The organism is Streptomyces endophyticus (assembly GCF_035798155.1).
GTDB classification, from domain to species: domain Bacteria; phylum Actinomycetota; class Actinomycetes; order Streptomycetales; family Streptomycetaceae; genus Streptomyces; species Streptomyces endophyticus.
In genome coordinates this window covers 83,409-103,143 of record NZ_JAOZYC010000066.1, presented here as the reverse complement: position 1 = coordinate 103,143, position 19,735 = coordinate 83,409, and the positions used below count along the sequence as shown (strand labels likewise).

At 70.0% G+C, this 19,735-nt stretch carries 21 protein-coding genes and 5 tRNA genes; 20 read left to right on the top strand and 6 right to left on the bottom strand.

Annotated features, from left to right (window positions below):
* Positions 1-435 precede the first annotated feature (435 nt).
* From OKJ99_RS09255 to OKJ99_RS09215, 9 genes are all read left to right on the top strand, one after another.
* Entirely contained in the window at positions 436-624 is a 189-nt protein-coding gene (locus OKJ99_RS09255; RefSeq protein ID WP_326015368.1) for a hypothetical protein, read from the top strand.
* A gap of 90 nt (positions 625-714) precedes the next feature.
* The gene (locus OKJ99_RS09250) at positions 715-1,500 is read left to right on the top strand and encodes a fumarylacetoacetate hydrolase family protein (protein ID WP_326015367.1); all 786 of its coding nucleotides are present in this window, start codon (positions 715-717) and stop codon (positions 1,498-1,500) included.
* Positions 1,484-2,983, top strand: a complete 1,500-nt coding sequence (gene gltX, locus OKJ99_RS09245) for a glutamate--tRNA ligase (RefSeq protein WP_326015366.1) — start codon at positions 1,484-1,486, stop codon at positions 2,981-2,983. The genes OKJ99_RS09250 and gltX overlap by 17 nt, the downstream gene beginning before the upstream one ends.
* Positions 2,984-3,055: 72 nt before the next feature.
* A complete protein-coding gene (locus tag OKJ99_RS09240) occupies positions 3,056-3,787 on the top strand; it encodes an HAD family hydrolase (protein ID WP_326015365.1) in 732 nt (243 codons plus the stop codon).
* An 89-nt stretch (positions 3,788-3,876) separates the two neighbouring features.
* Positions 3,877-3,948: transfer RNA gene (locus OKJ99_RS09235), tRNA-Gln, on the top strand.
* Positions 3,949-3,990: 42 nt separating this feature from the next.
* Positions 3,991-4,063 (top strand) — tRNA-Glu (locus OKJ99_RS09230).
* A 62-nt stretch (positions 4,064-4,125) separates the two neighbouring features.
* Positions 4,126-4,198: transfer RNA gene (locus tag OKJ99_RS09225), tRNA-Glu, on the top strand.
* A gap of 38 nt (positions 4,199-4,236) precedes the next feature.
* Positions 4,237-4,308: transfer RNA gene (locus tag OKJ99_RS09220), tRNA-Gln, on the top strand.
* A 43-nt stretch (positions 4,309-4,351) separates the two neighbouring features.
* Positions 4,352-4,424 (top strand) — tRNA-Glu (locus OKJ99_RS09215).
* Between the two features lie 152 nt (positions 4,425-4,576).
* On the opposite strand, the gene ndgR is transcribed toward OKJ99_RS09215, so the two are convergent.
* Positions 4,577-5,293, bottom strand: a complete 717-nt coding sequence (ndgR, locus tag OKJ99_RS09210) for an IclR family transcriptional regulator NdgR (RefSeq protein WP_326015364.1) — start codon at positions 5,291-5,293, stop codon at positions 4,577-4,579.
* A 189-nt stretch (positions 5,294-5,482) separates the two neighbouring features.
* Here ndgR and leuC point away from each other — a divergent pair, with 189 nt between their 5' ends.
* The 4 genes from leuC to OKJ99_RS09190 all read left to right on the top strand — a co-directional run bounded on the left by leuC (position 5,483) and on the right by OKJ99_RS09190 (position 8,883).
* Positions 5,483-6,907 carry a 3-isopropylmalate dehydratase large subunit gene (gene leuC / locus OKJ99_RS09205; protein ID WP_326015363.1) on the top strand — a complete coding sequence of 475 codons (1,425 nt, stop codon included), beginning with the start codon at positions 5,483-5,485 and terminating at the stop codon, positions 6,905-6,907.
* A 5-nt stretch (positions 6,908-6,912) separates the two neighbouring features.
* Positions 6,913-7,506 (top strand): 3-isopropylmalate dehydratase small subunit, encoded by a 594-nt coding sequence (leuD, locus tag OKJ99_RS09200; RefSeq protein WP_326015362.1) that lies wholly within the window; start codon positions 6,913-6,915, stop codon positions 7,504-7,506.
* Between the two features lie 318 nt (positions 7,507-7,824).
* On the top strand, positions 7,825-8,064 hold the full coding sequence (locus tag OKJ99_RS09195) for an SCO5555 family protein (RefSeq protein ID WP_266714505.1): 240 nt from the start codon (positions 7,825-7,827) through the stop codon (positions 8,062-8,064).
* A 132-nt stretch (positions 8,065-8,196) separates the two neighbouring features.
* Complete coding sequence (locus OKJ99_RS09190; protein WP_326015361.1) at positions 8,197-8,883, top strand: HU family DNA-binding protein; 687 nt, start codon at positions 8,197-8,199, stop codon at positions 8,881-8,883.
* Positions 8,884-8,994: 111 nt separating this feature from the next.
* Here the strand turns inward: OKJ99_RS09190 and OKJ99_RS09185 are convergent, their stop codons facing one another.
* Together OKJ99_RS09185 and cofC are read right to left on the bottom strand one after the other, a co-directional pair.
* Complete coding sequence (locus OKJ99_RS09185; protein ID WP_326015360.1) at positions 8,995-9,198, bottom strand: hypothetical protein; 204 nt, start codon at positions 9,196-9,198, stop codon at positions 8,995-8,997.
* A 37-nt stretch (positions 9,199-9,235) separates the two neighbouring features.
* Positions 9,236-9,871 carry a 2-phospho-L-lactate guanylyltransferase gene (cofC, locus tag OKJ99_RS09180; protein WP_326015359.1) on the bottom strand — a complete coding sequence of 212 codons (636 nt, stop codon included), beginning with the start codon at positions 9,869-9,871 and terminating at the stop codon, positions 9,236-9,238.
* A 123-nt stretch (positions 9,872-9,994) separates the two neighbouring features.
* Between cofC and OKJ99_RS09175 the strand changes: the two genes are divergently transcribed.
* The 3 genes from OKJ99_RS09175 to OKJ99_RS09165 all read left to right on the top strand — a co-directional run bounded on the left by OKJ99_RS09175 (position 9,995) and on the right by OKJ99_RS09165 (position 13,061).
* Positions 9,995-10,798: a lysophospholipid acyltransferase family protein gene (locus OKJ99_RS09175; protein ID WP_326015358.1), complete on the top strand. Its 804-nt coding sequence runs from the start codon at positions 9,995-9,997 to the stop codon at positions 10,796-10,798.
* Entirely contained in the window at positions 10,795-11,805 is a 1,011-nt protein-coding gene (locus tag OKJ99_RS09170) for an NAD(P)H-dependent glycerol-3-phosphate dehydrogenase (protein WP_326015357.1), read from the top strand. The genes OKJ99_RS09175 and OKJ99_RS09170 overlap by 4 nt, the downstream gene beginning before the upstream one ends.
* 92 nt (positions 11,806-11,897) lie before the next feature.
* Positions 11,898-13,061 carry a D-alanine--D-alanine ligase family protein gene (locus OKJ99_RS09165; protein WP_326015356.1) on the top strand — a complete coding sequence of 388 codons (1,164 nt, stop codon included), beginning with the start codon at positions 11,898-11,900 and terminating at the stop codon, positions 13,059-13,061.
* 24 nt (positions 13,062-13,085) lie between these two features.
* On the opposite strand, the gene OKJ99_RS09160 is transcribed toward OKJ99_RS09165, so the two are convergent.
* Together OKJ99_RS09160 and OKJ99_RS09155 are read right to left on the bottom strand one after the other, a co-directional pair.
* A complete protein-coding gene (locus tag OKJ99_RS09160) occupies positions 13,086-13,598 on the bottom strand; it encodes a DUF3515 domain-containing protein (RefSeq protein WP_407700663.1) in 513 nt (170 codons plus the stop codon).
* Positions 13,599-13,618: 20 nt separating this feature from the next.
* Positions 13,619-13,852, bottom strand: coding sequence for an Lrp/AsnC family transcriptional regulator (locus OKJ99_RS09155; RefSeq protein ID WP_016642988.1), 234 nt, complete (start codon positions 13,850-13,852; stop codon positions 13,619-13,621).
* 230 nt (positions 13,853-14,082) lie between these two features.
* On the opposite strand from OKJ99_RS09155, the gene OKJ99_RS09150 reads away from it, so the two are divergent.
* Complete coding sequence (locus tag OKJ99_RS09150) at positions 14,083-15,051, top strand: thiamine-phosphate kinase (protein WP_326015355.1); 969 nt, start codon at positions 14,083-14,085, stop codon at positions 15,049-15,051.
* Positions 15,052-15,151: 100 nt separating this feature from the next.
* On the opposite strand, the gene rpmB is transcribed toward OKJ99_RS09150, so the two are convergent.
* Entirely contained in the window at positions 15,152-15,337 is a 186-nt protein-coding gene (gene rpmB, locus OKJ99_RS09145; RefSeq protein ID WP_266714523.1) for a 50S ribosomal protein L28, read from the bottom strand.
* 285 nt (positions 15,338-15,622) lie between these two features.
* Between rpmB and OKJ99_RS09140 the strand changes: the two genes are divergently transcribed.
* The 3 genes from OKJ99_RS09140 (at position 15,623) to OKJ99_RS09130 (ending at position 19,682) form a co-directional block, all read left to right on the top strand.
* Positions 15,623-17,335 carry a DAK2 domain-containing protein gene (locus OKJ99_RS09140; RefSeq protein ID WP_326015354.1) on the top strand — a complete coding sequence of 571 codons (1,713 nt, stop codon included), beginning with the start codon at positions 15,623-15,625 and terminating at the stop codon, positions 17,333-17,335.
* A gap of 71 nt (positions 17,336-17,406) precedes the next feature.
* The gene (locus tag OKJ99_RS09135) at positions 17,407-18,687 is read left to right on the top strand and encodes a glucarate dehydratase family protein (protein WP_326015353.1); all 1,281 of its coding nucleotides are present in this window, start codon (positions 17,407-17,409) and stop codon (positions 18,685-18,687) included.
* Entirely contained in the window at positions 18,681-19,682 is a 1,002-nt protein-coding gene (locus OKJ99_RS09130; protein ID WP_326015352.1) for a 2-hydroxyacid dehydrogenase, read from the top strand. The genes OKJ99_RS09135 and OKJ99_RS09130 overlap by 7 nt, the downstream gene beginning before the upstream one ends.
* Positions 19,683-19,735 lie beyond the last annotated feature (53 nt).

Sequence of the window (19,735 nt, the reverse complement as noted above, 5' to 3'; positions counted from 1 at the left end):
TCGGCGCTGCGATGCGCCCGTGTGCGCCGGTTCTGTACCTGCGGCGGTCCACGCGATTCCAGCACAGTGCAGGATCTCCAACAAGGCCCGAGGTGGCTGCCGCACCCTGCGTGACGCGATGTAAGAGGAGAGTCACGGGACGTACAACTCGACCTGCTTCAACCCGGACATTGCGGCGCTTTCCGCGTACGCCAGGGGGGTTCCCTTGTGGCTGTGATCGGGAACGGAATAGTGGCTTCAGTCGCGTAATGTCCGTTTCGTGGACGGGAGTTGGCGGCCCGAAGTGCCCTATTTGCGAGGTGCCCAGTGAGCAAACTCACACACGGGTGATCGTAACTTCCCGGCTTTCGGCGGGAATCGGATGTTTAGCCTGACCTTTTAAAGGGATGGCCCACCAGACTCACCAGACTACGGAGAAGGTTCCCGAGCACCCTCATGACGAAGACGATGATGTTCCAGAACATTGCCAACCCGCGGCGCACGACGCTGGCGCACCTCGCGGACGCCGACGAGATCCAGGCCGGGCCGGCGGTACCGGAACACCCGGCGACGCTCCCCACCAACACGGCCAACCCGAAGCGCACGATCCTGATGGTGGCGCCGGAGACCGCCCCGGCGGCCTAACAGGCGGCACAACGGCGACGGCGCCACCGCGTTAGCCTGGGGCGGTCACATCCCACCGGGCCAACGCCAGAAAAAGGGGCGCAGCAGACCGTGCGCATCGCCAGATTCTCCATCGACGGGAACGTCGCCTTCGGCGCGGTCGAGGGCGACAAGCCAGACGAGCTCGTCCTCGACATCATCAAGGGCATCCCGTTCGCGGACTTCGAACTCTCCGGTACGAAGGTCCCGGTCAGCAAGGTCCGGCTGCTGCCCCCCGTGCTCCCGAACAAGGTGGTCGCCTTCGGCCGCAACTACGCGGAGCACGCGAAGGAACTGGGCAACGAGGTCCCGGACACGCCCTTCGCCTTCTTCAAGCCGTCGACGTCGGTGATCGGCCCGGGCGCCGAGATCCAGTACCCCGGCTTCTCCGAGGAGCTGCACCACGAGGCGGAGCTCGCCGTCGTCATCGGCCGCATGTGCCGCGAGGTCCCGCGCGAGCGCGTCAAGGACGTCGTCTTCGGCTACACGGCCGCCAACGACGTGACCGCCCGCGACGTACAGAAGCGCGAGAAGCAGTGGGCGCGGGCGAAGGGCTTCGACACCTCCTGCCCGCTGGGCCCCTGGGTCGAGACCGACCTCTCGCTGGAGCAGGCCTCCGACCTCACCATCCAGTGCACGGTCAACGGCCAGCAGCGCCAGCTCGGCCGCACGTCGCAGATGATCACGTCCATCGAGGACCTGATCGTCAACATCTCCGAGGCCATGACGCTGCTCCCCGGCGACGTCATCCTCACGGGCACCCCGGAAGGGGTCGGCCCGCTCAGCGTCGGCGACGAGGTCGCCGTCAGCATCGAAGGCATCGGCACTCTCACCAACAAGGTTGTCAAGCGTGGCTAGCGCACCCGTCCCCTCCTCCTCCGTACGTGTCCGTTTCTGTCCCTCGCCCACCGGTAACCCCCACGTGGGCCTGGTCCGCACCGCCCTGTTCAACTGGGCCTTCGCGCGCCACAACCAGGGCACCCTGGTCTTCCGCATCGAGGACACCGACGCGGCCCGCGACAGCGAGGAGTCGTACGAGCAGCTCCTCGACGCGATGCGCTGGCTCGGCTTCGACTGGGACGAGGGCCCCGAGGTCGGCGGCCCGCACGCGCCGTACCGCCAGTCCCAGCGGATGGACATCTACAAGGACGTCGCCGACAAGCTCGTCGAGGCCGGCCGGGCGTACCCCTGCTACTGCTCCACCGAGGAGCTGGACGCCCGCCGCGACGCGGCCCGCGCCGCCGGCAAGCCCTCCGGCTACGACGGCCACTGCCGCGATCTCACCGCCGAGCAGAAGGCCGCGTACGAGGCCGAGGGCCGCAAGCCCATCGTCCGCTTCCGCATGCCCGACACGAAGATCACGTTCAACGACCTGGTCCGCGGCGAGATCTCGTACGAGCCCGAGAACGTCCCGGACTACGGCATCGTCCGTGCCAACGGCGCCCCGCTCTACACGCTCGTCAACCCGGTCGACGACGCGCTGATGGAGATCACCCACGTCCTGCGCGGCGAGGACCTGCTCTCCTCCACCCCGCGCCAGATCGCCCTCTACTGGGCGCTCAAGGACTTGGGGCTCGCCAAGCTGGTGCCCGAGTTCGGCCACCTGCCGTACGTCATGGGCGAGGGCAACAAGAAGCTGTCGAAGCGCGACCCGCAGTCCTCGCTCAACCTGTACCGCGAGCGCGGCTTCCTCCCGGAGGGCCTGCTCAACTACCTCTCCCTCCTCGGCTGGTCCCTCTCCGCCGACCGCGACATCTTCTCCATCGACGAGATGGTGGCGGCCTTCGACGTCAAGGACGTCCAGCCGAACCCGGCCCGCTTCGACCTCAAGAAGTGCGAGTCGATCAACGGCGACCACATCCGCCTGCTCGACCCGAAGGAGTTCGCGGCGCGCTGCGAGCCGTGGCTGAAGGCTCCGGTCGCGCCGTGGGCCCCGGAGGACTTCGACGAGGCGAAGTGGGCGGCGATCGCCCCCCACGCCCAGACCCGCCTCAAGGTCCTCTCCGAGATCACGGACAACGTGGACTTCCTCTTCCTCGCCGAGCCGGTCTTCGACGAGGCGAGCTGGACGAAGGCCATGAAGGAAGGCTCGGACGCCCTCCTGACGACGGCCCGCGAGAAGCTGGACGCGGCCGACTGGAGCTCGCCCGAGTCCCTCAAGGAGGCCGTCCTGGCCGCCGGCGAGGCCCACGGCCTCAAGCTCGGCAAGGCCCAGGCCCCGGTCCGCGTCGCGGTCACAGGACGCACGGTCGGCCTGCCCCTCTTCGAGTCCCTGGAGATCCTGGGCAAGGACAAGACCTTCGCCCGCATCGACGCGGCCCTGGCCAAGCTCACCGCGTAACCACGCGCGCGCAGCCGCAAGGAAGACCCGGAAGCGATCCGCTTCCGGGTCTTCCGGCGTTACGGTCGTGCCATGCCGCACAGCACCGCGATCAAGGCCATCGTCTGGGACATCGACGACACGATCTTCGACTACGCCACCGCCGACACCGTCGGCATGCGGGAGCACCTCGCGGCGGAGGGGCTGCTCGACGGCTACGGCACCGTCGAGGAGGCGCTCGTGCGGTGGCGGGCCGCCACGCGGGAGCACTGGGCCCGGTTCGAGGCGGGGGAGGCCGACTGGGAGGGGCAGCGCAGGGACCGCGTGCGCAGCTTCGTGGGGCGTGCCATGGAGGCCGAAGAGGCCGACGGCTGGTTCGCCCGTTATCTCGGTCACTACGAGGCCGCGTGGAGCCTCTTCCCCGACACCGTCCCGGCCCTCGACACCCTCGCCGACGGCTACCGGCACGCGGTGCTGTCCAACTCCTCGCTGCACAACCAGGACCGCAAGCTCCGCGTCCTCGGGGTGCGCGACCGCTTCGAGGCCGTCCTGTGCGCCGCCGAACTCGGCGTCGCCAAGCCCGAAGCGGCCGCCTTCCACGCCGTCTGCGCGGAGCTCTCCCTGGAGCCGCACGAGATCGCGTACGTCGGTGACCAGCCGGACACGGACGCCCGCGGAGCCGTCGACGCGGGCCTGAGCGGAATCTGGCTCGACCGCGCTGAACTGGGCGGCAGGCCCGAACTCGTACGCATCACAGGGCTTGAGCAACTGCCTGCGCTGTTGGCGGGACATACCCGTTTTGGAGCGCAGTCCACCTTCGGGTAATGTTCTTTCTGCGCCGAGGGGAGCGGGCCGAAAGGTCAGAATCCCGGAAGCGCAAGCCAAGCAAGATCCCCTCGGGGGTTGTGTTTCGGTGGCCTATGGTGTAATTGGCAGCACGACGGTTTCTGGTTCCGTTAGTCTAGGTTCGAGTCCTGGTAGGCCAGCTCGCAGAGCTCATCTGCACCCGTGGACATGGCGTCCACAAAGCCCCCGTTGTGTAGCGGCCTAGCACGCCGCCCTCTCAAGGCGGTAGCGCCGGTTCGAATCCGGTCGGGGGTACAGATCCTTCCCGCGGGGACGGCCTGGGTAGCTCCCACCGACTCTGATGCAGGATCGCTAGGGCCCCCGTTGTGTAGCGGCCTAGCACGCCGCCCTCTCAAGGCGGTAGCGCCGGTTCGAATCCGGTCGGGGGTACGCATTGAGTTCGCGGGCCGCAAGGCCTTGAACTTCAGTGGTCTATGGTGTAATTGGCAACACTACGGTTTCTGGTACCGTCATTCTAGGTTCGAGTCCTGGTAGACCAGCTCGGATTTGCGGCCGTGCAAATGAAGCGCCTGCAAGATCCATGCCCCCGTTGTGTAGCGGCCTAGCACGCCGCCCTCTCAAGGCGGTAGCGCCGGTTCGAATCCGGTCGGGGGTACTCGCGAACGATCAAGGCCCTTCCCGAAGTCGGGAAGGGCCCTTTTTCGTATGCGGTGACATGTGCGGAGGACAACTCCGGCCGGTCGCTGCGGCGTTGGAGCGACCGGCCGGGAACGGGCGGGGAACGTAAGGGGAGTTGGGACGACCGGATCAACCGGTGCGACGCAGGGCCTCGGAGAGGCGTCCCGCGGCGTCGATGACCGCCTGGGCGTGCATACGGCCCGGGTGGCGCGTGAGGCGCTCGATCGGCCCGGAGACCGAGACCGCGGCCACGACGCGGTTGGAGGGGCCGCGTACGGGCGCGGAGACGGACGCGACGCCCGGCTCCCGCTCGCCGATCGACTGGGCCCAGCCACGGCGCCTGACGCCCGACAGGGCCGTCGCCGTGAAGCGGGCGCCCTGGAGGCCGCGGTGCAGGCGCTCCGGCTCCTCCCAGGCCATCAGGATCTGCGCGGAGGAGCCCGCCTTCATCGTGAGGGTCGAGCCCACCGGGACCGTGTCCCGCAGTCCGGAGAGCCGCTCCGCCGCGGCGACGCAGATGCGCATGTCGCCCTGGCGGCGATAGAGCTGGGCGCTCTCGCCGGTGACGTCCCGCAGGTGCGTGAGCACCGGGCCCGCCGTCGCGAGCAGGCGGTCCTCGCCGGCCGCCGCCGAGAGTTCCGACAGGCGCGGGCCGAGAATGAAACGGCCCTGCATGTCACGCGCCACCATGCGGTGGTGCTCCAGGGCCACCGCCAGGCGGTGGGCTGTGGGTCTTGCCAGTCCGGTGGCCGCGACAAGGCCTGCGAGGGTCGCGGGTCCGGACTCCAGGGCGCCCAGGACAAGGGCTGCCTTGTCCAGGACGCCGACGCCGCTACTGTTGTCCATGCGTCGATACTCCCGTCTCACTCTGTGAAACGCAAGTTCAATTTTCCGTGGAACTTGCCACCCTGTACGTCACACCGGCCCGTGGACCAAACGGGCCCGGCCGTTGGCGTCCGGCACGGGGGTACGGGCGACGGCGATCCGAAATCTCTAGTTGGGCCGGCGCACCTCAAGCCGGCCGGAGGGAAAGCGATGGGTAGGACACTCGCGGAGAAGGTCTGGGACGAGCACGTCGTCCGGCGCGCCGAGGGCGAGCCCGACCTCCTCTTCATCGATCTGCACCTGCTGCACGAGGTGACCAGCCCGCAGGCCTTCGACGGCCTCCGCCAGGCAGGTCGTCAGGTGCGGCGCACCGACCTCACCATCGCCACCGAGGACCACAACACCCCGACCCTCGACATCGACAAGCCGATCGCCGACCCGGTCTCGCGCGTACAGCTGGAGACGCTGCGCAAGAACGCCGCCGAGTTCGGGGTCCGCCTGCACTCGCTGGGCGACGTCGAGCAGGGCGTCGTGCACGTGGTCGGTCCGCAGCTGGGCCTGACGCAGCCGGGCACCACCGTCGTCTGTGGCGACTCCCACACCTCGACGCACGGCGCCTTCGGCGGCCTGGCGTTCGGCATCGGCACCTCGCAGGTCGAGCACGTGCTGGCCACGCAGACACTGCCGATGGCCCGCCCGAAGACGATGGCGATCACGGTCGAGGGCGAACTGCCCGAGGGCGTCACCGCCAAGGACCTGATCCTCGCCATCATCGCGAAGATCGGCACCGGCGGCGGCCAGGGCTACATCCTGGAGTACCGCGGCTCGGCCATCGAGAAGCTGTCGATGGAAGCGCGGATGACCATCTGCAACATGTCCATCGAGGCCGGTGCCCGCGCGGGCATGGTCGCCCCCGACGAGACGACCTTCGCGTATCTGGAGGGCCGTGCGCACGCCCCCAAGGGCGCCGACTGGGACTCCGCCGTCGAGTACTGGAAGACGCTGAAGACGGACGACGACGCGGTCTTCGACGCCGAGGTCTTCATCAAGGCCGAGGAACTGGCGCCGTTCGTCACCTGGGGCACCAACCCCGGCCAGGGAGCGCCGCTTTCGGCGAACATCCCCGACCCGGCTTCGTACGAAGACGCTTCGGAGCGCTTCGCCGCCGAAAAGGCCCTGGAGTACATGGGGTTGGAGGCCGGGCAGGCGCTGCGCGACGTCAAGGTCGACACCGTCTTCGTAGGCTCGTGCACCAACGGCCGCATGGAGGACCTGCGCGCCGTCGCCGAGATCGTCAAGGGCCGCAAAATCGCCGACGGGGTACGGATGCTGGTCGTTCCCGGCTCCGCGCGCGTGGGCCTGCAGGCCGTCGAGGAGGGCCTGGACAAGGTCTTCAAGGAGTTCGGCGCCGAGTGGCGCTACGCGGGCTGCTCCATGTGCCTGGGTATGAACCCGGACCAACTCGCGCCCGGCGAGCGCTCCGCGTCCACCTCCAACCGCAACTTCGAGGGCCGGCAGGGCAAGGGCGGCCGCACCCACCTGGTCTCGCCCCAGGTCGCCGCGGCCACCGCCGTTCTGGGCCACCTGGCCTCGCCCGCCGACCTGTCCGACGCCCCTGTCGCCGCTGGAGTCTGAGAGTCATGGAAGCATTCACCACGCACACCGGCCGGGCCGTCCCGCTGCGCCGCAGCAACGTGGACACCGACCAGATCATCCCCGCCCACTGGCTCAAGAAGGTGACGCGGGACGGGTTCGAGCACGGGCTCTTCGAGGCCTGGCGCAAGGACGCCGAGTTCGTGCTCAACAAGCCCGAGCGCGAGGGCGCCACCGTCCTGGTGGCCGGCCCCGACTTCGGCACCGGCTCGTCCCGTGAGCACGCGGTGTGGGCCCTGCAGAACTACGGCTTCAAGACCGTCATCTCCTCCCGCTTCGCGGACATCTTCCGCGGCAACTCCCTCAAGAACGGTCTGCTGACCGTGGTTCTCGACCAGAAGGTCGTGGACGCGCTGTGGGAGCTGGTGGAGAGCGACCCGCAGGCCGAGATCACGGTCGACCTGCAGGAGCGCGAAGTTCGGGCCCAGGGCATCACCGCGCCCTTCGAACTGGACGAGAACTCCCGCTGGCGGCTGCTCAACGGCCTCGACGACATCAGCATCACCCTGCGGAACGAGGAGGACATCGCCGCATTCGAGGCGAAGCGTCCGGCCTTCAAGCCGCGGACGGTCCAGGTCTGAGCCGACCGGGTTCCTACGGCTCCCTAACGGATCCGTAGCCGAGCAAGGCTTATTCAGGCCACATCAGCAGGGCCCTGTACCCCCAATCGTGCACCGGTTGGGGGTACTTCTGTGTCCGGCTCCAGAGCCCCTTCCTGGCCCTGCGCGAGGGGTCGCCGGGGTGCCTCAACTCCCTTGAATACCAAGGGTGTTCCAGGGGTAGGCGTGCGTCGGCGGCGCTCTGGGCGAGCATGTCGCGCGAGGCTCCAGAAGGGCCTTCTGGGGCGGGAGTTGCACCCTGCGGAGGCGACAACTCGCCCCAGATGGCACAATCTGTGCATGGAACACGACGGCCAACTCCAGCTGTATGCGGCGGTCGCGGACCAACTCAAGGAAGCGCACGCCAGAGTGCGCACACTGCAAGTCCCGGAGGGCGTACGGATGGCGCTGACCCGGAAGCTGCTGGCCGTCACGGCCGCGGCCAAACACGATCTCGCCGGTGCGGCAAGGCGTCTGGAGCGATTCATGGCGGACCTCGACGACTTCGAAGAGGGCTCCATCACTGAAGAGGAACTCTGAGACTGTCCAGTTCGTTGCGGCACAAGGGTGATTAGCCCGTTTCGCGTTTGATTTGCGGTATATATCTGCCTAACGTGCGAAAAAGCCGGTGCGAAAGAGATTCGTTCCGGCAATGTCTCCGAAGGGGAAGACGTGAACAAGGCGCAGCTCGTAGAAGCCATTGCCGACAAGGTTGGTGGCCGTCAGCAGGCCGCTGACGCCGTCGACGCCGTACTCGACGCCATCGTGCGTTCCGTGGTCAGCGGTGACCGTGTCTCGGTGACGGGCTTCGGCTCGTTCGAGAAGGTCGACCGCCCGGCCCGCTACGCCCGCAACCCGCAGACCGGAGAGCGTGTCCGGGTCAAGAAGACCTCGGTTCCGCGTTTCCGTGCGGGCCAGGGCTTCAAGGACCTCGTCGCGGGTTCGAAGAAGCTCCCGAAGAACGACGTCGCGGTCAAGAAGGCGCCCAAGGGCAGCCTGAGCGGCGGCGCTTCGGCGACGGTCAAGAAGGCGGCCGCGAAGAAGGCCACCACCGCCAAGAAGGCCGCTGCCAAGAAGGCGGCTCCGGCGAAGAAGGCCACCACCGCCAAGAAGGCCACGGCCAAGAAGACCACCGCCAAGAAGGCGACCCCGGCCAAGAAGGCGGCTCCGGCGAAGAAGGCCGCCACCGCCAAGAAGGCCACGGCCAAGAAGACCACCGCCAAGAAGGCGGCCCCGGCGAAGAAGGCCACCGCCAAGAAGACGGCGCCCGCCACGAAGGCCACCGCCAAGAAGGCGCCCGCCAAGAAGTCGACGGCGCGCAAGACCACCGCCAAGAAGGCGACCGCCCGCAAGAAGTAAGTCGCTTCTCGGGCGTACGCCACAAGGTTGCTCACGCGTCGGGCCGGGCTCCCTTCGGGGAGACCGGCCCGCGGTGTGTCCAGGGGCCCCCACCGGGCCCTACGGGGGTTTTCAGAAGGTCTGCAGGGTCACCAGCGTGATCTGCCGTGCGTCACCCTCGCCCTGCACCTCGATGCGCACCCGTTGCCCGGGGCGCAACAGCCGCAGGCCGCCCGCGTCGAAGGCGGCGGCGTCGAAGGAGACGGGCGTGCCGTCGTCCAGGAGGACGCTGCCGGCACGGGTTTCGGAGTCGTACGTGTACGCGGTGGCCTGCATACGGGCAGCGTACTCAGTGCGTGCTTCCGTGAGGGATTCAGTCCGGGATCAGGAGCCCCGCCGCGGCCTTCGCGGTGTGCGGGCCCACGCCAAGGGCGAGCGCCGCCCGCAGGTCGTCGCCGGTGTCGACGTCCTGGCGTACGGAGTGGACGCCTTCGAGGGGGAGTTCCACGGCGCCGGACGCCGTGTGGCGGGCACGCGATGCACCGCCGAATGCGGGCAGCAATTCCGTGCCGGGGGCCGCGGCCAAGAGTGTTGTGCCGATTCCGGTGGCATCGGGCAGAAATGCGCGGGGAAATGCGGCGGCCGAAGCGAGAACGCGGGCCAATTCTGAGGGGCGCAGAGCCGGGAGATCGGCATTCAGGGCGGCTATGGCGGCGGCCGGGCGTCCGGAGCGCACGAACCCCTCCCCGTGCGCGAGAGCGGCGTTGAGGCCCGCCTGCGGGGTGTCCGGGACCACGTGGGCGCCCAGGGCCGCCAGTTCGCGTTCCGCGCGGGGATCGTCCGTGACGACCACCACATCCCGCACCGCCGCACAGGCTCCCACCGCGGCCACGGTGTCCTGGGCGAACGCCAGGGCGAGGCTTGGGCGCAGGGCGTCTCCCGCTGTCGGGGCCAGTCTGCTCTTGGCCCGCACCAGCGGTTTCAGCGGTATCACCAGGGTCCACTGCACGCGCCCATTGTGACCTGTGCATGAGGTGCGGCTGTCTGTGCGGGCGTACGGTGTTCTCGACAGGCCGGTGGGCCGGGGCGACACTTGTGCGGCCCCCAGGCCCCCCTAGAGGAAGGTGTCCGAGTGTCCCGCCGCAGAATCGGCTTCTGGTACCGCTTCGCCGCGGTCCTCTGCAAACCACCGCTGGTGGTTCTGTTCAAGCGGGACTGGCGTGGAATGGAGAACATTCCGGCCGACGGAGGCTTTATCACCGCGGTCAACCACAATTCGCATCTGGATCCGTTCCTCTACGCGCACTTTCAGTACAACACGGGACGGGTCCCGCGTTTCCTCGCCAAGCACGGCCTCTTCAGGAAGGGGTTCGTGGGCGCCGCGATGCGCGGCACCGGACAGATTCCCGTCTATCGCGAGTCCACGAACGCGCTGAGCGCCTTCCGTGCCGCGATCGACGCGGTGGAGCGCGGCGAGTGCGTCGCCTTCTATCCGGAAGGAACGCTCACCCGCGATCCCCAACTGTGGCCGATGACCGGTAAGACCGGCGTCGCGCGCGTGGCACTGCAGACCAAATGCCCGGTGATTCCGGTCGGCCAGTGGGGCGCCACGGAAGCGCTCGCGCCGTATTCCAAGAAGCCGGACTTCTTCCCCCGCAAGACGCACCACGTGCTCGCCGGTTCCCAGGTCGACCTCTCCGCGTACTACGACAGGGAGATCACGCCCGACCTCCTGAAGGAGGTGACCGAGGTCATCATGACCGCGATCACCTCCGAGGTGGCGGAGCTGCGCGGCGAGAAGGCCCCGCAGAAGCGGTACGACCCGCGTGAGGCGCGCATCGAGCAGCGCCGCAAGGCCCAGGCGGGCAGCGGCAAGTCACAGGCGGAAAGCGGCAGTTCGGCCACGAGCGGTACGACCGAGGAGAGCAGCAAGTGACCCGACCCGTGAAGGCCGCCGTCTTCGGCACCGGCTCCTGGGGCACCGCCTTCGCGATGGTGCTCGCGGACGCGGGCTGCGACGTCACCCTCTGGGCCCGCCGCGCCGAACTCGCCGAGGCCGTCAACTCCACGCGTACGAACCCGGATTACCTGCCCGGCGTGGAACTCCCGGAGAACGTCCGGGCCACCGCCGACCCGGCGCAGGCCGCGGCGGACGCCGATTTCACGGTGCTCGCCGTGCCCTCGCAGACGCTGCGCCAGAACCTGGGGGAGTGGGCGCCGCTGCTCGCTCCCGACACCGTCCTCGTCTCGCTCATGAAGGGCGTCGAGCTCGGCTCGGCGATGCGCATGAGCGAGGTCATCGAGGACGTCACGAAGGTCGGCGAGGACCGCATCGCGATCGTCACAGGACCCAACCTCGCGCGCGAGATCGCCGCCCGGCAGCCCGCCGCCGCGGTCGTCGCCTGCCGCGACGAGGCCGTGGCCCAGCGGCTCCAAGTCGCCAGCCACACCCCGTACTTCAGGCCGTACACGAACACCGACGTGATCGGCTGCGAGCTCGGCGGCGCGGTCAAGAACGTCATCGGGCTCGCCGTCGGCATCGCGGACGGCATGGGGCTCGGCGACAACACGAAGGGCTCGCTCATCACGCGCGGGCTCGCGGAGACGACGCGGCTCGGGCTCGCCATGGGCGCGGACCCGCTGACGTTCTCCGGACTCGCGGGCCTCGGCGACCTGGTGGCCACCTGCTCCTCGCCGCTGTCGCGCAACCACACCTTCGGCACGAACCTCGGCAAGGGCATGACCCTGCAGGAGACCATCGCGGTCACCAAGCAGACCGCCGAGGGCGTCAAGTCCTGCGAGTCGGTGCTCGATCTGGCGCGCCGGCACGGCGTCGACATGCCGATCACGGAGACCGTCGTCGCGATCGTCCACGAGGGCAAGTCCCCGGTCGTCGCGGTGAAGGAGCTCATGTCGCGCTCCGCCAAGCCGGAACGACGCTGAGCGACGGGCCGGCGGCGGGTCTACGACAACTGTGCGACCGGCGCTCTGCGGGCACTGACTCTCGTACTACCAGCAGGTACGCTCAACGCGATATGAGCAGCGAGAACCTCCCCCAGAGCCCTGCGTCCACCGCGGGTGGGCCCAAGCCGCGTGTGGCCGTCGTCTTCGGTGGCCGCAGCTCCGAGCACGGCGTCTCCGTGGTCACGGCCGGCGCCGTGCTGCGTGCCATCGACCGCTCCAAGTACGACGTGTTGCCGGTCGGCATCACGCGTGAGGGGCGTTGGGCGCTGACGGCGGACGACCCCGAGCGGATGGCCATCACCGACCGTCAGGTGCCGGACGTCGCCGATCTCGCCGAGTCGGCCGAGGGCGGCGTGGTCCTCCCGGTCGACCCGAGCTCCCGCGAAGTCGTCTACAACGAGCCGGGATCTGTCCCCAAGGCCCTCGGCGAGGTCGACGTCGTCTTCCCCGTGCTGCACGGCCCGTACGGCGAGGACGGCACCATCCAGGGCCTCCTGGACCTCTCCGGAACCCCGTACGTCGGCTGCGGTGTGCTCTCCTCGGCCGTCGGCCAGGACAAGGAGTACATGAAGCGCATCTTCACGTCCTTCGGACTGAAGGTGGGGCCCTATCTGGTCGTGCGTCCGCGGGAGTGGGAGCAGGATCAGGAAGGCGCCCGCCGCCGCGTCGCCCACTTCGTCGGGGACCACGGCTGGCCGCTGTTCATCAAGCCCGCGCGCGCGGGTTCGTCGATCGGCATCACGAAGGTCGACTCCTTCGACGGGCTCGACGAGGCGATCGAGACCGCCCGTGAGCACGACCCGAAGGTGATCATCGAGGCCGGCATCGTCGGGCGCGAGATCGAGTGCGGGGTCCTGGAGTTCGAGGACGGGCCGCGTGCCTCCGTCCCGGCCGAGATCCCGCCGGCCGACTCCCACGCGTTCTACGACTTCGAGGCGAAGTACATCGACTCCGCGGCCGGCATCGTGCCCGCGCCGCTGAGCGAGGAGCAGACCGCCGAGGTCCGCCGGCTCGCCGTCGACGCCTTCGAGGCCATGTCCTGCGAGGGGCTCGTGCGGGCGGACTTCTTCCTCGACGAGGACGGCGAGTTCGTCATCAACGAGATCAACACGCTGCCGGGCTTCACGCCGATCTCCATGTACCCGCGGATGTGGGAGGAGACCGGCGTCGGCTACCCGGAGCTGGTGGACCGGCTCATCCAGGCGGCGCTGCGGCGGTCGACCGGACTGCGGTAGACCGCGGCTTCCATGACGTGCCTTCTAGTCGGCGATCCCCTTGGGGATCGCCTTCTTGATGGGGCCCGCCAGGTCGACCAGGGAGCCCGCCCCGTTCTTGGACACCTCGTCCTTGGGGAGGGTCACCTCCACGAAGGCGAGGCGCCCGCCCGTCGTCATGCGCTGCGCGCCGTCGTCGAGTTCGTCCGCGACCCAGCCGACGCCGTCGATCGTCGCCGTGTTGCTGCTCGTCTTCAACGCAGCGTCGGGCCACGGCACGCCGCAGCGCAGTATGATCGCGGGGCTTCCCCACGCCGCGGTGAGCTCCGAGCCCGGTTCGGGATCGTTGCGCTCGAGTCCGTCGACCTTCTCCGGCAGGACCTTGTCCAGGTTCCGGCACAGCTTGGCGGCCTTCGCGTCCGGAGTGGGAACCGCCACCTCTGGCGCCTCGCCCGTCGAAGCGCAGCCCGCGGTGGCGATCAGCAAGGAGAGCGAGGGCACCGCGATGGACAGGCGACTCAGCCGGCCGTGCCGGATCCGGTGACGATATGACTTCACCGGCACAGCGTAGACGGGGACTACAGGTGGACGACCGGGCAGGTCAGAGTGCGCGTGATGCCGTCCACCTGCTGGACCTTGGCGACCACCATGCGGCCCAGTTCGTCGACGGTGTCGGCCTGCGCGCGCACGATCACGTCGTAGGGGCCGGTGACGTCCTCGGCCTGGATCACTCCTGGAATCTTCCCGATCAGCTCGGCGACGGTCGACGCCTTGCCTACTTCGGTCTGGATCAGGATGTACGCCTGTACCACGGAACCTCCAGGGCGGCCACGAGGATCATGTGGGGAGAAGGGACGCCACGTTATCGCGTCACCGCTCGCCGCGGGGAGACCCGGTGGCGGCTGTGGCGCCCGACGGACGTGGAAGGCAGGCCCGTGACAAGAACCGTACCCATGACAGAGACGGCCCGCGACCGCAAGCGGGCCGGGGCATACGGCCCTGGCGGGCGGCAGCGAACCGGGGCAGAAAGGGCAGCACGCGCATGAAGGGCACCGTCGGCGAGTTGGGGGAGTTCGGCCTCATCCGAGAGCTGACCTCTCGGCTCACCACCACCCCGGCCGTACGCATCGGTCCCGGCGACGACGCCGCCGTGATCGCGGCGCCGGACCGCAGGGTCGTCGCCAGCACGGACGTCCTCCTGGAGAACCGGCACTTCAGGCGCGACTGGTCCACCGCGTACGACGTCGGGCGCAAGGCCGCCGCGCAGAACCTCGCCGACATCGCGGCCATGGGCGCCGTGCCCACCGCGCTGCTCCTCGGCCTCGTGGTGCCCGCGGAACTGCCCGCGTCCTGGCCCTCGGAGCTGATGGACGGGCTGCGCGACGAGTGCCAGGTGGCGGGCGCCGCCGTCGTCGGCGGCGATGTCGTGCGCGGCGACACGATCACCGTGGCGATCACCGCGCTCGGCGACATGCAGGGCCACGAGCCGGTGACCCGGGCCGGCGCGCAGCCCGGCGACGTCGTGGCCGTGACGGGCTGGCTGGGCTGGTCCGCCGCCGGGTACGCGGTGCTCTCGCGCGGCTTCCGCTCGCCCCGCGCCTTCGTGGAGGCGCACCGCCGCCCCGAACCGCCGTACGAAGCGGGCCCCGCGGCGGCCGGGCTCGGTGCCACCGCCATGTGTGACGTGAGCGACGGGCTCATCGCCGACCTGGGCCACATCGCCGAGTCGAGCAAGGTCCGCATCGACATCAAGTCGGGGCAGGTGGATGTGCCCACGCAGATGAGCGACATCGGTCAGGCCGTCGGCGTCGACCCGTTGCAGTGGGTGCTGACCGGGGGCGAGGACCACGCGATCGTGGCCACCTTCCCGCCGTCCGTGAAGCTGCCCGCCCGCTGGAAGGTGATCGGCGAGGTGCAGGGTCCCTCGGCGCTGTCCCAGGTGACCGTGGACGGAGCGTCCTGGGCGAATCAGGGCGGCTGGGATCACTTCGGAGGAGAGATCGAGTCGTGAGCGCCTGCTCGGCAGCTCCCTAGGGCAAAGAAAAGAGCCGATCCCCGAGGGGACCGGCTCTTTTCAAGCAACCAGCTAGGTGGCCGCGCTAGGCGTAACGTCAGCGCGAGACCTTGCCGGCCTTGATGCACGAGGTGCAGGCGTTGAGGCGCTTCGGCGTCCCACTGATCACGGCACGCACACGCTGGATGTTCGGGTTCCAGCGACGAGGCGTACGGCGGTGCGAGTGGGAGATGCTGTTGCCGAAGCCCGGCCCCTTGCCACAGACGTCGCAGTTGGCAGCCACGGGTCACTCCAAAGACTTCAGATGCTCTTACGGTTGATCCCGGCATGCCGGGATCAGGATCGGAGGATCTGAGTGGCGGTGCCAGGGGATGGCCCGACGAATATCGGGCAACCCGAGCAGCATACAACGGCTGCGTCGGTACAACGAAACTACCATGGCTGGTCGGGCGGCCCGCCCGGGCTCCGGACCAGGTCGGGACCGGCTTTCGGGCCGGGCCCTCTTTCCGGACGCTCACCTTCCGCGGTCTACTCTGCGGTGCCAGTCCAGCTGCTCTAGGAGGCGCAGGTGCCGCAGGTGCTCGACGTGATCGCGGTGCGCGCCTGGTGCTCACTCGCCCTGGAGGCGCTCGGCCGCGACCGTGCGGAGATAGACGCGATCAACGTGTACCCGGTCGCCGACGGGGACACCGGCACCAATCTCTATCTGACCGTCGAGTCCGCGCATCAGGCCGTCGAGGCGGTCTTCGCCGGTCTTGAGGCGGGGCCCGAGCCGGCCGCTCCCACGCTCCCCGAAGTGATGCGCGCCATGGCGCACGGCGCACTCATCGGCGCCCGGGGCAACTCCGGGACGATCCTCGCGCAGCTGCTCCGCGGCATGGCGCAGGTCCTCGCCGCGGGCTCGGACGGCTCGGACGGCTCAGACGGCTCGGACGGTGAGGGAGATCACGTCGCGGGAGCCAGCGCCGACGCCGACGCCCTGCGGATGGCGCTGGGTCGGGCCGCCGAGGCCGCGCGCGAGGCGGTCGCCCACCCCGTGGAGGGCACCGTCCTGACCGTGGCGACGGCGGCCGCGGCGGCCGCCTCCGGGGTCGACGGGGACTGCCGCGACGTCGTCCGGGCCGCCTACGACGGCGCGTGCGTGGCGCTCGACGCGACGCCGGGGCAGCTCGCCGCCCTGGGCAGCGCCGGGGTCGTGGACGCGGGTGGGCGGGGGCTCGTGGCCGTCCTGGGGGCGCTGAGCGAGGCGGTCTCGGGGGAGGCGGCGCCGGTACGCCGAGGTGGAGCGGGCGGCCACGCGCGCGTGGATGCCGTCCCCGATGGCGTGCTGCTCGAATGCCCCGAGGACGAGGGCGCCGCGGGCCCCGCCTTCGAGGTCATCTACCTGCTGGAGGCGGAGGACGGGCCGGTGGCCCGGCTGCGGACCCGGCTCGACGCCCTCGGGGACTCGCTGGTCGTCGTCGGCGGGGACGGCCTGTGGAACGTCCACGTACATGTCGACGACGCGGGCGCGGCCGTGGAGGCGGGTGTCGAGGCCGGGCGCCCGTACCGCATCCGCATCACCCACTTCGGGCTCGGAGACGTGCACGCGACGCACGCCTCGGCGCCGCGGGAGCGGGTGCAGCGGGCCGTGGTGGCGGTCGTGCCGGGTGACGGGCTCGCCGGGCTCTACCGGGAGGCGGGCGCCACGACCGTGCCCGACCGGCCCGGGGAACCGCCCGCCAGCGGGGAACTCGTCGACGCGATACGGCGGGCCCACGCGCGCGAGGTGGTGCTGTTGCCGAACGACGCCGAGCTGCGGCACACCGCCGCGGCGGCCGCCGAGCAGGCCCGCTCCGAGGGGCTGCGGATCGCGCTCATCCCGACCCGCTCGGCGGTCCAGGGCATCGCCGCGCTCGCCGTCCACGAGCCCGACCGGCGCTTCGACGAGGACGTCGTCGCGATGACCTCGGCCGCGGGTGCGACCCGGTACGGCGAACTGGCCGTCGCCGAGCGGCAGTCGTGGACCATGGCGGGCATCTGCCAGGCGGGCGACGTCCTCGGCCTCATCGACGGCGACGTGGCGGTCATCGGCGGCGAGGTCCCGGCGACGGCCCGCACCGTCCTCGACCGGATGCTCGCGGCGGGCGGCGAACTCGTCACGCTCGTCCTCGGCGAGGAGGTCTCCGACGAGGTCGCGGCGGGGCTCGAACAGCACGTGCGCGAGTCCTACCTGGCCGTGGACACGGTGGTGTACCGCGGTGGGCGGCAGTCGGCGCTGATGCTGATCGGCGTCGAGTAGGGCGACTCGTACCTCCCCAATCACATACACAAGCCTTGTCTACGTACGTAGACGCGTGCCAGTATCCCGTCATGTCTGACACTGAGAAGCACCGGATCTCCGAGGTGCGGGTGACGCCGGTGGCCTTCCGCGACCTTCCGCTGCTCAACTCCGTAGGCGTGCACGAGCCGTTCGCGCTCCGCTCGGTCGTCGAGGTCGTGACCGACAGCGGCCTGTGCGGGCTCGGTGAGTCCTACGGGGACCTGCCGCATCTGCGCCGCCTGGAGCGGGCCGGGCAGCACCTGGTCGGCACAGATGTCTTCGACCTCAACGGTGTCTGGCGCGGGGTCAACGAGTCGCTGGCCGCCGACAGCGGCGTGGGCGGGCACGGGATGAGCGGGATGGTGACCGACAGCTCCCTCGCCGACCGGGTCGTCTCGCCCTTCGAGGTCGCCGCGCTCGACCTCCAGGGCAAGGCCGTCGGCCGCCCGGTGAGCGACTTGCTGGGCGGCGCCGTGCGCGACCGCGTCGCCTACAGCGCGTACCTCTTCTACAAGTGGGCCGGCCACCCCGGACAGGAGGACGACGAGTGGGGGGCCGCGCTCGACCCCGATGGTCTGGTCCGCCAGGCGCGGCGGATCATCGACGCGTACGGCTTCGGCGCGATCAAGCTGAAGGGCGGCGTCCTCCCGCCCGAGGAGGAGATCGAGGCGGTCCGGGCGCTGCGCGCCGCCTTCCCCGGGCTGCCGCTGCGGCTCGACCCCAACGGGGCCTGGAGCGTGGCCAGTTCGGTCAAGGTGGGGCAGGAGCTCGACGGGGTCGTCGAGTATCTGGAGGACCCGACGCCCGGCATCGAGGGCATGGCCCGCGTCGCGCGCGAGGTGTCGATGCCGCTCGCCACCAACATGTGCGTGGTCGCCTTCAAGCACCTGCCGCCCGCCGTGCGCCAGGACGCCGTCCAGGTGGTGCTCTCCGACCACCACTTCTGGGGCGGGCTCCGGCGGTCCCAGCGGCTCGGCGCGATCTGCGAGACGTTCGGCATGGGGCTCTCCATGCACTCCAACTCGCATCTGGGCATCAGCCTCGCGGCCATGACCCACCTCGCCTCCGCCACCCCGAACCTCGACTACGCCTGCGACACGCACTGGCCGTGGAAGGACCCGGCCGAGGACGTCGTCGTGCCGGGCGCGCTCACGTTCGAGGACGGCGCCGTCGCGGTGCCCACCGCCCCCGGACTCGGCGTCGAGCTCGACCGTGACGCGCTCGCCCGGCTGCACGAGCAGTACCTCACCAGCGGCATCCGCGAGCGCGACGACACCGCCTACATGCGCCGCTTCCGGCCGGAGTTCGACCCGACGGTGCCAAGGTGGTGAGCGGGGGAGCGGGGCGGCCGCTGGAGGTCCTCGTCACCGAACCGGTCATGGGGCGGTTCAGGGACGTGCTCACCGAGGGCGGCGCGCACCACTGGACCTTCGCGTACGGTGACGATCCCGCGGCCCGAGCCGCTGCCGCGGCCACCGCCGACGTCCTCGTGTGCTCCGCCGCCGACCGCGAGCTGCTGGCCGGGATGGAGCGGCTGCGGCTGCTGCACGTCACCGGGGCCGGCTACGACAAGATCCTGCTGGCCGCGCTGCGGCCCGGGGTGCGGGTGGCGAACACCTTCCACCACGGCCGCTCCATCGCCGAACACGTGGTGATGGTGTCGATGATGCTGCTGCGCGACGTGGCGCGCGGCGAGCGGGACATGCGGGCCGGCGTCTGGCGCAACGCCGTCGTCGACCGGTCCTACGCCTTCGGCGGCATCCTCGCCGGGCGCACCCTCGGCGTCCTCGGGATGGGCGAGATCGGCGGCGAAGTGGCGCGTGTGGCAGGCGCGTTGGGCATGCGGGTACGTACCGTGCGTCGCGATCCGACCGCGCCGCCGCCTCCCGGGGTGGACCTGGAGTGGGTGGGCGGGCAGGACCGGCTGCACGAGATGCTCCGTGCCTGCGACGTGGTCGTGGTGACGGTGCCGCTGAGCGAGGAGACGCGCGGGCTCGTGGACGCCGCCGCGCTCGCCGCGATGAAACGCTCCGCCGTGCTCGTCAACGTGGCCCGGGGCGCGGTCGTCGACGAGAAGGCGCTGCACGCGGCGCTGAGCGACGGCACGATCGCCGGGGCCGGCCTCGACGTCTGGTGGCGCAACCCGCGCGAGCCCGCGGCGCCGCCGCCCTCGCACCTGGACTTCACCGGGTTCGACAACGTGGTGCTCACGCCGCACCAGTCGGGCCACACCGAGGAGACCTTCCGCGGCCGGGCCGAGGACATCAGGGCCAACGTCGAGGCGCTCGCGGAAGGGCGGCCGCTGCGCAATCTGGTGCGGAGCTGACGGTCGTACCGAAGGGCACACCGGAAAGGGCACACCGGAAAGAGCCACCAGAA

What these genes read in the sequence shown, in the direction of transcription:
- OKJ99_RS09255 (WP_326015368.1), top strand. Translation starts at nt 436, where the DNA reads ATGACGAAGACGATGATGTTCCAGAACATTGCCAACCCGCGGCGCACG.
- OKJ99_RS09240 (WP_326015365.1), top strand. Translation starts at nt 3,056, where the DNA reads ATGCCGCACAGCACCGCGATCAAGGCCATCGTCTGGGACATCGACGAC.
- ndgR (WP_326015364.1), bottom strand. Translation starts at nt 5,293, where the DNA reads ATGGACAACAGTAGCGGCGTCGGCGTCCTGGACAAGGCAGCCCTTGTC.
- leuC (WP_326015363.1), top strand. Translation starts at nt 5,483, where the DNA reads ATGGGTAGGACACTCGCGGAGAAGGTCTGGGACGAGCACGTCGTCCGG.
- leuD (WP_326015362.1), top strand. Translation starts at nt 6,913, where the DNA reads ATGGAAGCATTCACCACGCACACCGGCCGGGCCGTCCCGCTGCGCCGC.
- OKJ99_RS09195 (WP_266714505.1), top strand. Translation starts at nt 7,825, where the DNA reads ATGGAACACGACGGCCAACTCCAGCTGTATGCGGCGGTCGCGGACCAA.
- OKJ99_RS09185 (WP_326015360.1), bottom strand. Translation starts at nt 9,198, where the DNA reads ATGCAGGCCACCGCGTACACGTACGACTCCGAAACCCGTGCCGGCAGC.
- OKJ99_RS09165 (WP_326015356.1), top strand. Translation starts at nt 11,898, where the DNA reads ATGAGCAGCGAGAACCTCCCCCAGAGCCCTGCGTCCACCGCGGGTGGG.
- OKJ99_RS09150 (WP_326015355.1), top strand. Translation starts at nt 14,083, where the DNA reads ATGAAGGGCACCGTCGGCGAGTTGGGGGAGTTCGGCCTCATCCGAGAG.
- OKJ99_RS09135 (WP_326015353.1), top strand. Translation starts at nt 17,407, where the DNA reads ATGTCTGACACTGAGAAGCACCGGATCTCCGAGGTGCGGGTGACGCCG.